10 protein-coding genes and 1 tRNA gene are annotated in these 12070 nt (G+C 66.8%); 8 read left to right on the plus strand and 3 right to left on the minus strand.

All coding sequences use genetic code 11. The features are described from left to right. Window positions 1-40: 40 nt before the first annotated feature. The 5 genes from AWC19_RS10650 to AWC19_RS10670 all read left to right on the plus strand — a co-directional run bounded on the left by AWC19_RS10650 (window position 41) and on the right by AWC19_RS10670 (window position 5037). On the plus strand, window positions 41-1411 hold the full coding sequence (locus AWC19_RS10650; RefSeq protein WP_085078017.1) for an FAD-binding oxidoreductase: 1371 nt from the start codon (window positions 41-43) through the stop codon (window positions 1409-1411). A gap of 1 nt (window position 1412) precedes the next feature. Beyond that, window positions 1413-3119: an L-lactate permease gene (locus AWC19_RS10655; RefSeq protein ID WP_085078018.1), complete on the plus strand. Its 1707-nt coding sequence runs from the start codon at window positions 1413-1415 to the stop codon at window positions 3117-3119. Then, entirely contained in the window at window positions 3116-4285 is a 1170-nt protein-coding gene (locus tag AWC19_RS10660) for a glycerate kinase (RefSeq protein WP_085078019.1), read from the plus strand. Before AWC19_RS10655 ends, AWC19_RS10660 begins: the two co-directional genes overlap by 4 nt. Next, window positions 4278-4895 carry a DsbA family oxidoreductase gene (locus AWC19_RS10665; protein ID WP_085078020.1) on the plus strand — a complete coding sequence of 206 codons (618 nt, stop codon included), beginning with the start codon at window positions 4278-4280 and terminating at the stop codon, window positions 4893-4895. Before AWC19_RS10660 ends, AWC19_RS10665 begins: the two co-directional genes overlap by 8 nt. A gap of 65 nt (window positions 4896-4960) precedes the next feature. After that, a tRNA-Met gene (locus AWC19_RS10670) sits at window positions 4961-5037 on the plus strand. Window positions 5038-5126: 89 nt separating this feature from the next. On the opposite strand, the gene AWC19_RS10675 is transcribed toward AWC19_RS10670, so the two are convergent. After that, the gene (locus AWC19_RS10675) at window positions 5127-6539 is read right to left on the minus strand and encodes an MFS transporter (protein ID WP_085078021.1); all 1413 of its coding nucleotides are present in this window, start codon (window positions 6537-6539) and stop codon (window positions 5127-5129) included. Window positions 6540-6737: 198 nt separating this feature from the next. On the opposite strand from AWC19_RS10675, the gene AWC19_RS10680 reads away from it, so the two are divergent. Then, complete coding sequence (locus AWC19_RS10680; RefSeq protein WP_085078022.1) at window positions 6738-7082, plus strand: thioesterase family protein; 345 nt, start codon at window positions 6738-6740, stop codon at window positions 7080-7082. Window positions 7083-7251: 169 nt separating this feature from the next. Here the strand turns inward: AWC19_RS10680 and AWC19_RS10685 are convergent, their stop codons facing one another. Together AWC19_RS10685 and AWC19_RS10690 are read right to left on the minus strand one after the other, a co-directional pair. Next, a complete protein-coding gene (locus tag AWC19_RS10685; RefSeq protein ID WP_085078023.1) occupies window positions 7252-8103 on the minus strand; it encodes an SDR family oxidoreductase in 852 nt (283 codons plus the stop codon). A 29-nt stretch (window positions 8104-8132) separates the two neighbouring features. Next, window positions 8133-8909, minus strand: a complete 777-nt coding sequence (locus tag AWC19_RS10690; protein WP_085078024.1) for an SDR family oxidoreductase — start codon at window positions 8907-8909, stop codon at window positions 8133-8135. 503 nt (window positions 8910-9412) lie between these two features. Here AWC19_RS10690 and AWC19_RS10695 point away from each other — a divergent pair. After that, window positions 9413-10591 (plus strand): cation:proton antiporter, encoded by a 1179-nt coding sequence (locus AWC19_RS10695; protein WP_085078025.1) that lies wholly within the window; start codon window positions 9413-9415, stop codon window positions 10589-10591. Between the two features lie 457 nt (window positions 10592-11048). Next, the gene (locus tag AWC19_RS10700) at window positions 11049-12032 is read left to right on the plus strand and encodes an Acg family FMN-binding oxidoreductase (RefSeq protein WP_085078026.1); all 984 of its coding nucleotides are present in this window, start codon (window positions 11049-11051) and stop codon (window positions 12030-12032) included. Window positions 12033-12070 lie beyond the last annotated feature (38 nt).

The following is a 12070-nucleotide window of genomic DNA, read 5'->3' on the forward strand; positions in this document are numbered from 1 at the left end:
CAAGGGAGCTGCTGGCTTGCCACAGGAAGGACACCCGCCAATGACGGCATTAGACGAGCGCAGTGGCGACCTCGTCCTCGGCATCCCCGGCGTCCACGCGATAACGGACCCGGATGTCACGGAAGGCTACCGGCGCGACCGCGCCAAGGACCCCGACGCGGGGCGGCCGCTCGCGGTGGTGCGCGCCCGCAGCACCGAGGAGGTGCAGGCGGTGATGCGCTGGGCCAGTGCCGAGAACGTTCCGGTGGTGCCCCGCGGCGCGGGCAGCGGGCTGTCGGGCGGCGCGACGGCGGTCGACGGGGGCATCGTGCTGTCGACCGAGCTGATGCGCAACATCGAAGTCGACCCGGTCACGCGCACCGCGGTGGTGCAACCGGGCCTCATCAACGCCGAGGTCAAGCGCGCGGTCGCCGAACACGGGCTGTGGTATCCGCCGGACCCGTCGTCGTTCGAGTTCTGTTCCATCGGGGGCAACGCCGCTACCAATGCGGGCGGCCTGTGCTGCGTAAAGTACGGCGTGACAACGGATTACATTCTGGGACTCGAGGTCGTCCTCGCTGACGGAACGGTGGTGCGACTCGGCGGACCGCGCCTCAAGGACTCCGCCGGGCTTTCGCTCACCAAGCTGTTCGTCGGGAGCGAGGGGACGCTCGGGGTCATCACCGAACTCACCCTTCGGTTGCTGCCGCCGCAACCGCCCGCCAGCACCGTCGTGGCGTCGTTCTCCTCGGTGCGCGACGCCGCGAACGCCATCTGCGACATCACCCGCGTGATGCGCCCGGCGATGCTGGAATTCATGGACCGCACCGCGATCGCCGCGGTCGAAAACCACTTCAAGATGGGCCTGGACCGAAACGCGCGCGCGATGCTCATCGCCCAGTCCGACTCGCCTGGCGACCGGGAGAACGAATTGGCTTTCATCACACAAGCTTTCGTGCACGCCAACGCGACCGACGTCTTCGCCACCGACGACCCGGTGGAGGGCGAGGCGTTCACGGCCGCGAGGCGATTCGCCATTCCGGCCGTCGAGCGCCTGGGCGACCTTCTGCTGGAGGACGTCGGCGTGCCGCTGCCGGCGCTGCCCGCGCTGATCGAAGGCATCGAGGCCATCGCCACCGACCGCGACATCGTCTGCGCCGTCATCGCCCACGCCGGCGACGGCAACACCCACCCGCTGATCGTGCACGACCCGGCTGACCCCGACCAGTCGCGGCGCGCGCACCTCGCCTTCGGCGAGATCATGCACCTGGCAATAGGACTCGGCGGCACCATCACCGGCGAGCACGGCGTCGGACGCCTCAAGAAACCCTGGCTGCCCGACCAGGTCGGGCCCGACGTGATGGACCTGACCCGCCGCATCAAGCACGCGCTCGATCCGCAGAACATCCTCAACCCCGGGGCGGTGCTCTAGCATGTTTCAGCCCGACTACACACCGATCGCCCACTCCCTCGGCTGGAGCGCCGCGGTCGCCGCACTGCCGCTGGTCATCATGTTCGTGCTCCTCGGGGGGCTTCGGGTGCGGGCGCCCATCGCGGCCGCCGTCGGGGTCGCCACGGCCGCGCTGATTGCGTGGGGCGTCTACCACATGCCGGCGGCGCAGGTCGCCGACTCGGCGCTGTTGGGGTTCACCTACGGGATGTTCCCCATCATGTGGCTGGTGCTCAACGCCATCTGGATCTACAACCTGACCGTCCAGACCGGCCATCGCGACGTGCTGTGCCGGTCGATGGCGTCCATCTCACCCGACCACAGGATTCAGGCCGTCATCGTCGCGTTTTGCTTCGGCGCGCTCATCGAGGGCCTGGCCGGCTTCGGCACCCCGGTCGCCATCACGTCGCTGATGCTGGTCGCCCTGCGCTTTTCGCCGCTGAAGGCCGCCGCCGTGGCGCTGGTGGCCAACACGGCCCCGGTGGCGTTCGCGTCCTTGGGAATTCCGATCGTCGCGCTTTCGGGAGTCACCGGGCTGTCTTTGGACGCGCTGGGCGCCATGGTCGGTCGCCAGACCCCGATCCTGGCCTGCATCGTCCCGTTGGTCCTGATCTTCATGGTCGACGGCCGAAAAGGCCTCAGGCAGGCCTGGCCGGCCGCGGCGATGGGCGGCGGCGTCTATGCGATCGTTCAGTTCCTTTGCTCGAACTTCTTTTCCGTCGAGCTCACCGACATCGCCGGATCTATCATCAGCGCCGGTTCCATCGTGTTGTTGCTGCGGGTCTGGCGGCCGCAGGCTCCAGTGCACGGCGCAACCCTTGAAGCGGCGGGCCGGCCCGAATCCGAAGGCGTGACAGCGCCGTTGGCCGTCACGCACGTCGACCGCTCGGACGTGTCGGTGTTGACCGCGCGGCCGGCGAGCGGAGTGCGTGACGAGGTGATCGACTCGCGCAAGGACGTCGTGCTTGCCTACGCGCCCTACGTGATGGTCACCGCGATCTTCACGCTCTCGATGTGGAAGCCGTTCACCGCCCTGCTCAAGCATGGCGGCACCAGCTTCGCCTGGCCCGGTCTGCACGTGGCCAACGCCGCGCACAAACCCTCCGCGCTGGCCGTCTTCAAGCTCGACTTTCTTTCCAGCGCAGGCACGCTGCTGCTCATCAGCGGGTTGCTGACCATGCTCGTGCTGCGCACCTCGGCAGGCCAGGCGGGACGTGCGTATGTGAGCGCGGCCATCCAATTGCGCAGCGCCGCACTAACAGTCGGCTTGGTGCTAGCGCTCGCCTACCTGCTGAATCTGTCCGGCGAAACCACCACGCTGGGCCTGTGGATCGCCGGCGCCGGTGCGCTGCTGGGCGTCGTCTCGCCGGTCATCGGCTGGCTCGGCGTCACCGTGACCGGTTCGGATACCTCCTCCAATTCGCTGTTCGGGGTGTTGCAGGTCAGCGCCGCGCACGCGGCCGGCATCAGCCCGACCCTGCTGGCGGCGGCCAACTCCTCGGGCGGGGTGATCGGCAAGATGCTGTCGCCGCAGAGCCTCGTCATCGCCACCGCCGCGGTGCAGATGAAGGGCAAGGAAGGCGATTTGTTCCGCAAGGTGTTCAAGTGGAGCATGCTGCTGCTCGCCCTGATGTGCGTGCTGGTGTATTTGCAGAGCACCTCCTGGCTCGGGTGGATGGTCGTTTCATGAGCGGTCACATCGTGCTGGCGCCCGACAAGTTCAAGGGGTCGTTGACCGCCCAGCAGGCCGCGCGGGCGATGGCGCACGGCGTGTGGCGCGCCGACCCCAGGGTCACGACCGTCGCCTGCCCCGTCGCCGACGGCGGGGAGGGAACCCTCGACGCGGTCCTGGCCGCCGGGTTCGAACGCATCCCCGCCTACGTCAAGGGGCCGACGGGGACGGCCGTACAAACCGCCTACGCCCGGATGGGCAGGCGCGCCGTCATCGAGATGGCCGACGCCTGCGGCCTGCAGCGGCTGCCCACGGCCACACCGGCGCCGATGACCGCCACCAGCTACGGGCTGGGAAGCGTTGTCGCCCAAGCCCTTGACGACGGCTGCCGCGACATCGTCATCACCATCGGCGGTAGCGCCAGCACCGACGGCGGCGCGGGCATGCTCATGGCCCTGGGCGCGGCGGTCCTCGACCGCCGCGGCAAGCCGATCGGACCCGGCGGCCGCGGGCTGGCCGACGCCGTGCACCTCAACCTCAGCGAACTGCACCCGGCCATCGCCGGCAGCGCGTTCACTCTGGCGGCCGACGTCGACAGCCCGCTGTGCGGACCCCACGGCGCCGCGGCCGTGTACGCGCCACAGAAGGGTGCCGACGCGCAACAGGTGGCGGCGCTGGAGCGCGGTCTTCACCGCTGGGCGAACCTCGTCGACCGGGTCACCCACACCGACTGCCGCGACGCTCCCGGGGCCGGCGCCGCCGGCGGCGTGGGATTCGCCGCGCTGGCCGTGCTGGGCGCGCGGATGCGTCCCGGCATCGAGCTGATTCTCGAGCTGATCGAGCTGGACCGAAACCTAATGGGCGCCAAGCTCGTCCTGACCGGTGAAGGATCCCTGGACGCCCAATCCCTGCGCGGCAAGGCGCCCACCGGGGTATCGCGGCGCGCCCACAAACATGGCGTGCCCACCCTTGCCATCGCGGGGGTGTCGACCCTGACCGGTACGCAGGCGCGCGCGGCGGGGTTCACCGCGGTGCGCACCCTCGGCGAACTCGAGCCCGATCCCCGGCGCTGCATCCAGCACGCCGAAGAGCTGCTGACCCGAGTGACCGATCAGCTGATTCGCGAGTGCGGCGCACACCGCGACGATTTTCGAGACCGCAGGGAGGGAGCAAGCCATGAATGAGCACTGGCATGACGACCAGCGGCGCCGGGTGCTGCACTGGTATGACTTCGCCTGCCCGTTTTCCTACGTCGGGCAGTCGAGGAACGCGCTGCTGATCGAGGCGGGGTTCGAGGTGGTGGCGCTGCCCTTCCAGGCCCACCCGGGCATGCCGCGCGGTGGCCTGCCGGTCAAGCCGGGCCAGGGGCGGGGGTACGCGGCGCTCGAACAGGAGGCCCGAGCGGCGGGGCTGGCGCTGCGCTGGCCGCGGCGGCTCCCGCATTCCCGGCCGGCGCTGGCGGCCGCGGAGTGGGTGCGGCGCAACCAGGCCGCCGCGTTCGGCGAATTTCAGCGCGGCCTGTTCGAGGCGCATTTCGTCGCGGGGGATGCCATCGACGACCAGGCGGTCATCGATCGGGTCGGGGCGGCGGTCGGCGTCGACGTGCGCGCCCTGCATTTCGCCCTGGCCGACGGCTCCGCCGTGGGGGCGGTCAGCCAGGCCGAGTGGATCGGCCGCCAACTCGGGTTGGACGGCACACCGGCGTGGCTGGTCGACGGGCGACTGATGGTCGGCCTGCAGCCCGCGTCGGCCTTCCAGCGCCTCACCCCGCTCTCCGCGCGCGCCTCCCGGTAGAAAGGTCCAGGTCAGGGCGCGATTTGGCCGTCGCCACGCGGTTTCGGTAACCTGTCATTTACCGACGCGGGGTGGAGCAGCTCGGTAGCTCGCTGGGCTCATAACCCAGAGGTCGCAGGTTCGAATCCTGTCCCCGCTACCAATGTCATGTCTCGGGACATCGTTGACAGATGTCCCGAGACATGCGTCTGCCGCCACGGGGTTGGTAGTCGCGGGTCGTCTAGGACCGGCTCAAATCTCGGCGGGGGACAGTTCGGGCGCCGCCTGGGCACGTGTCACGGTCGACCCGACGGCGGAGGAGCGCCGCACATACATCGACCACGTCAACACCGACCCGACGAGGTAGCACAACAAGAAAAACCCGAACGCCGTTGTCTCCGAGCCGGTGCTCAGGTAAGACTGCCGCAGCGCCATGTTGATCATCACGCCACCGAGCGTGCCGATCGCGGCGACGACTCCGATCACGACGCCGGAGATCGCGCGTGCCCAGTGGCGGCATTCGGCGTCGGTGGCCTTCACCGAGCGGCTGCGTACCTCGAAGACCGCGGGGATCATCTTGTAGACCGCTCCGTTGCCGATCCCGCATAAGGCGAATAAGGCCATGAAGCCGATGATGTAGCCGGTCATGGTGCTCGCGCCCAAGACACCGGAGCGGTGGTCGGCGTGACTGCTCACCGCGATCAGCACACTGACGGCGGCCATCATGCCAAACAGCACTGCCAAGGCGACGCGGCCGCCGCCGAGGCGGTCAGAAAGCCTGCCGCCGTACATTCGGGCCAGCGACGCGAGGAGCGGTCCCAGGAAAGCGATTTCAGCGGCATGCAACGACGCCTGGAGAGCACCTTGCCCCGCGGCCAAGTAGTTCATCTGCAGCACCTGGCCGAAGGCGAAGGAAAACCCAATAAACGAACCGTAAGTCGTCACGTAGAGCATCGAAAGGACCCAAGTGTCGCGCTGAACCAGAGCCGCTCGCATGGGCCTGTGCTCACCGCGGGGCAGCTCCACATTGTTTAAAAACAGGGACGCCCCGAACGCGGCCAGCGACAGCAGTACCAAGTAAATCCCGCATACCCAGTAGGGTTGCCGGTTGCCGGCGGTCGCCAGCACCACCAGACCCGCGACCTGGATCACCGGCACCCCGATGTTGCCGCCGCCACCGGCAATTCCCAACGCCAGCCCCTTGAGTCGCTGCGGGTAGAACACGTTGACATTGGCGATCGCTGCAGAGAAATTGCCGCCGCCCATGCCCGTTAGCGCCGCGCACACCACATACATCCACAGTCGCCGCCCGGGGTGGGCCAGCAGCAGTATCGTGCCGACCGTCGGAATCAACAGCACCAGCGAGGAAAACACCATCCAGTTACGGCCGCCGAACTTCGTCACTGCCACCGCGTAGGGGATGCGCAGACAGCCACCGACGAGGGTCGCGGTGGCGCCCAGCAGGAGCTTGTCCGCCGGCGAAAGGCCGTATACGGACCGGGGCATAAATAGCACCATCACCGACCAGATCGACCAGACCGAATAGCCGACGTGCATGGCGAACACGCTCCAAATCAGGTTGCGCAGCGCGACCTTCTTATTGCCGGCCTCCCATGCCACAGCGTCCTCGGGATCCCAATTCGAAATGCGGTGCGCGCGGCCCATGCACAACCCCCTATCCCATGCTCAGTAACGACCGAGACGACGCTAACTATGGACTCTGCGGGGTGGCATACGAGCAGCTGTGAGTTGGCGAGTAATTCGAGTCATCAATACACCGAGCTTGTTGTTCCATAAGCCAAATTTGTTAATTTTCAACGCCTTAGCGGCCCGGCGACGACGCGAAAGCGTTAGCGTGTAGTGATGCGCTACGAAGTGACCGACGCCGACACCGCCGCGCAGGTCGGCAGCGGCGATGTGCCGGTGCTTGCGACCCCACGGCTAATCGCATGGCTGGAAGCGGCCACGGTGCAAGCGGCCGCGCCGTTCGTGGATCCTGGCGAGACGACCGTTGGCACCGCGGTGCGCATCGAGCACCGGCGCGCCACCCACGTTGGCGGCATCGTGGAGGTCACCGCCGAGCCAATGCCGACCGATGGGCGACTTCTCACTTTCCAAGTGAAGGCCACTGACGATTCAGGGCAGCTTGTTGCCCACGGTGAAATCGATCGCGTGATAGTTGACCGGCAAAAATTCCTGCACCGGTAGGCGATTCCCCTGGCCCGGCCCAGGGTGTCCGTTCGAGGTGCTCATCGAGAAAGCGTTGCGCGCGGCGCCGGATCACCCTTGCCTGCCACGGCAAGGTGGCGTACACCGGGGATGTAGAACATCCACGACTTGACCATGTGACTCCTTGGGATGTCGCGGTTGTTCTGTCTCAGCGCGACGCCAGTTCGCGAAAGTAGTCCTTCAACGATCGAGGTTCCCGGCCAAGAATCGCGCGTAACACCAAAGCGTTGCCGCCCGGTAGGCCGTGGCGGTCGTAGTGGGCCAGCATGCGGGTCATGCCGTCGCGGAAGGCTCCTTCGGGCATTGTCGAAGTGAACTGCTCCGCCGGGAGTCGCGAGGCGGTGATCGGCCGTCCGAGAACCTCACTGAGCATCTCAGCGGCCTCGTAGCTGTCGAAGTTTCCCGGGGCACAAAGTTCGAACGTGCCGTAGCTGAGTTCGGAGCCGGTCATCGCCATCGCCGCGACCTCGGCGACGTCGCGGTAATCCACCCAGCAAAACCTCGACGAGAGGGCGTAGGGCTGCGACAACCGGTCGTGCTCGACGACGTCGTTCCAAAACAAGTCGAAGTTTTGCATGAACCGGGCCGGCTGCAGCACCGTGAAGTCGAGGTCCGAGGTGTAAAGCGCGTCCTCGACGGGCAATTTGGCGGCGGCGTGATTGGTCAGCGCCGAGATCGAAGGGTGAATCACCCCGGAGAACACGAACTTTCGCACACCGGCGGCCCGGGCGGCATTGACCATCGCCACACCCATGTCGGCCTCGCCGGCGGCATGCCCGGGGCCGATGTGGAAGACACCGTCGACCCCGGCGACCGCGGGGGAGAGGCTGGCCGGCTCGGCGAGGTCACCGATGACGACCTCGTGGGCACCGTTGTCTCGCGCGACTTGCGCGCGTTCCTCATTGCGGACCAACGCTCGCACGACGACGCCACGGTCGGTGAGGGCGCGCAATACCCAGTGGGCATAAGTCCCGGTCGCTCCGACCATCAAGACCTGCATGGGGTGTTCTCCTCGAAAGTTGGAATTGACTAGCTTCCAGATGTAGGGCGGAGCTCGGCATAGATTTTGGTGTTCAACGAGGTATGGATTTCATCGAACTTGCCGCTGCGCTCGGCGAACCGGAACCCCTTGGCTCGCTCGACGACGATCTCGTCGGCGTCCGGCTGGTTGTGCAGCAGCGTCATCGTCTCGGCGATGTAGTCGTCCAAAGGCATTGCGGCGGGGTCGAATCCGTGCTCGCCCTGCAGCGCCGTTTGCACTTTCGGCGGAACGATCTCGATCACCTGAATGGGGGATTCACGCAGCTGAAAGCGCAGCGATTGGGTGTAGGAGTGCAGCGCGGCCTTGGTGGCGCAGTAGGTGGGTGTCAGCGCCTGCGGCATAAAGGCGAGACCCGAGGTGACGTTGAGGATGGTGGCGCGCGGTTGTTTGAGCAGCGCGGGCAGCAGTGCCGCGGTGAGCCGGATCGGCCCGAGCAAATTGATCGCCACGGTCTGCTCGGCCGCGCCGGCATCGCCTGCGGTCAGGTCCTCCCGCAGCTGGATGCCGGCGTTGTTGATCAACACGTTCAGGTCCGGGTAGCGGTCGAACAGTTCCGCCGAAAATCGGGCGATGTCGGCCGCGTCGCCCTGGTCCAACAACAGAAATTGCATGCCCGGGTTCGCCTCGCTGGCGGTCTGAAGTGGTTCGCGGCGGCGCCCGGCGATGACCACGTCGTTACCCAGCCGATGAAAGGACTCGGCCAACCCACGGCCGATCCCGGTGCCACCTCCGGTAACCAAGATTGTGTTGCCGCTCATCTGCATAACGTTTCCCCCTTAATGGTCGAGCTGGCAGGCATCGGTATGTCGGAGCGTTGGCGTGTGCCTGTCGCTGGTGTGTACCCAAATTGCTGACAACCACGAGATCCCCGGCGTCCAACTTGCGGGCAGTGACGGCCCCGATACTCGAATGTAGAGGACATTTATCAATGTATCAGGCTTCCCGGCATCCCAGCGCCGCCTCAACCGATTCGTCGGCGACGACATCGGGCGTCGGTGCCACGGCGTCGCTCGCGCCGGTCGTGTTCGGCACTTTCATGGGTCTTCCGGCGTAAGCCGATGGCAACGTGGCCGCCGCTGTCGACCGGCAGCGACGGTCAGGCTTGCGGCTAGCATCTCCAACCGTCAAGTTCTCGGGGAAGGTTTCGAGTGTCTGTGACGCGGATGGTCCAGCGTCGGCGTCGCAACACGGATGGGAACCCGGCGGCTCTTGCACAATGACACGATGCTGACTGCGAGGTGCGCCGCGCCGCGGGACGGCCGCTGACGTGGCGGCGTTCGGGTTCCACACGTTGGCGCTGCTGACCGCGATAGGCTTCGCCGGCCCGCTGCTGGCATCGGTGCCGCGGCTGCGGATCCCGGTGGTCGTCGGCGAGCTCGCCGCGGGACTGATCATCGGCAGGACCGGCTTCGGCGTCGTCGACGTCGCCAATCCGACCTTCGAGCTCCTCGCCAACATCGGCTTCGCGTTGATGATGTTCGTCGTCGGCACCCACGTCCCGGTGCGCGGCGGCGCGCTGCGCGCGGCGGTGCCCAAGGCTACGGGCCGCGCGGTGGTCGCCGGCGGCGTCGCGGCGGCGTTGGGTGTCGGGTTGGCCACCGGGTTCGGCACCGGCCACGCGGCGCTGTACGCGGTGCTGATGGCCTCGTCGTCGGCGGCGGTGGCGCTGCCGGTGATCGATTCCCTGCGCCTGCGCGGACCGCACGTGCTTTCCGTGACCGCGCAGATCGCCGTCGCGGACGCCGCCTGTATTGTTTTGCTGCCGTTGGTGATTGACGGTAAGCGGGCTCCGACGGCGGCGCTCGGTGCGTTGGGGATCGCCGGCTGCGCCGTCGTCCTGTATGCGCTGCTTCGGGTAATCGACCGCCGTGGCTGGACCCAGCGGGTGCACCGCTATTCGGAAGACCGCCGATTCGCTCTGGAATTGCGGTTCAACCTCGTCGTGCTGTTCGCGCTGGCGGCGCTCGCGGTGAGCAGCCACGTGTCGATCATGCTGGCGGGGTTCGCGCTGGGCTTGGTGATCGCTTTGATCGGAGAGCCGCGCCGGTTGGCGCGTCAGCTCTTCGGCATCACCGAGGGGTTCTTCGGGCCGCTGTTCTTCGTCTGGCTGGGTGCCACGCTGCAGGTCCGCGATCTGGGTTCGCACCCGAAATTCATCCTGCTCGGGATTGGCCTGGGTCTCGGTGCGGTGCTGGCGCATTGCGCCGGAAGGCTTTTCGGCCAGCCGCTGACGCTCGCGGTGCTCTCGGCCTCGCAGCTGGGTGTGCCGGTTGCCGCCGCCACCATCGGTACCGAGGGACATTTGCTGGCCGCGGGCGAATCGTCGGCGTTGATGTTCGGAGCCCTGCTGACCATCGCCGCCACATCGATCGCTGGCGCGGTGGCCGCGCGGGGCCAGGCTGCCGAAGAGACGGAAAAGCCCGCCACGACCGACAAGTCGACCTAGCGCGACGTCGGCCCACTTGAGAATCCCGCATCGCGCGGCATAGCGAGCCCATCTGCGGGCCGCGACCCAGACCTGACTTCTGCGCAGCCTCGCGGCGCAGTTGCTCTTCGAACCCCGGATAGCCGGTCCTGCATGCCGGGAAGCAAGGACTTTGTCCTCTGCTGCTCGGCGGCAAGCCCGGCCAAACTCGGGGTGGCGGCCAACCGCTGGGGCGCCGGGACCACACAACTACGAGGAGATCACTATGGCTGTCCGGGTGGGCGTGAACGGCTTTCGGCAGGCTGCGATCTACTACGCCAAGGACGTCGCGGCGCGGCGTAGCTCCGCACCGCATAACCGTGTCTTGCCCAGGCGCTCGTGGCACAAAGTCCTTCCGGACTGGGGGACATCGTCCTCTCGTCCGTGCTGCGCAAATACGCAATCGTTGATAGACGTTGTATGGAAGGGACCGAAGGCGATGAAAGCAGGTTTCCCCGATGCGGGCACAATTCGGACGGTTTTGGCTCTGGCATCGCGAGCTCCGTCCGTCCATAACACGCAACCGTGGCGGTGGCTCGTGGGTGCCGAAAGCCTGCATCTCTACTCCGACGCGAACCGGCAACTGCCCAACACCGATCCGGAATGCCGCGATCTAATCTTGAGTTGCGGTGCGGCGTTGAATCACTGCGTCGTTGCTTTCGCGGCGGTTGGTTGGCGAGCCAAGGTGACCCGCCTGCCCAATCCGGCTGACCCTAATCACCTCGCCTCGATCGAATTGTCGAGCTCTGCGGCCGATCCCGTCGATATTGCGCTTGCCGCGGCGATACCGAGGCGGCGAACTGACCGGCGCCACTACAGTTCCTGGCCGGTACCGGTGGGCGATATCGCGTTGATGGCCGCCCGGGCCGCTCGCAATGGGGTGACGCTGTGTCAAGTCGAAGACACCGACAAACTGCGTACGATCGTGGCTCAATCTGTCTGGGATCACATGAACCATGACTATCTCGCCGAACTGGCCAGGTGGAGTGGGCGTTACGCCTCGGTGGCCGGCGTCCCGGCCCGCAATACCCCAAAATCCGACCGCAGCGCGAAGATACCGGGTCGGTTCTTTGCCGGTTCCGCGCTGCCGATGCCGTCGGGTTCGTCAGCCGCCGAGGACAACGCCGTCGTGCTGGCGCTGGGAACTCGGGCCGACGACCGGCTGGCCCAGCTGCGCGGCGGTGAGGCAACCAGCATCGTGCTTCTGACCGCGACATCGATGGGCTTGGCGAGTTGCCCGGTCACCGAGCCGCTGGAGATGGCCGAAACACGTCAGGCGGTCCGCTCCCAAATCTTCGGCGATAGCAGCTATCCGCAAATGCTGCTGCGGGTCGGTTGGGCGCCGATCAACGCGGACCCCTTGCCGTCGACGCCGCGACGCGAACTCTCCGACTTCGTGGAGTGGATGGCCGACAGCGAGTGAGACGTCGCCGCATCCCGGACCCGAATCGAGGAGGGCCT

Origin of the sequence: Mycobacterium palustre (genome assembly GCF_002101785.1) — a bacterium.
GTDB classification, from domain to species: Bacteria; Actinomycetota; Actinomycetes; order Mycobacteriales; family Mycobacteriaceae; genus Mycobacterium; species Mycobacterium palustre.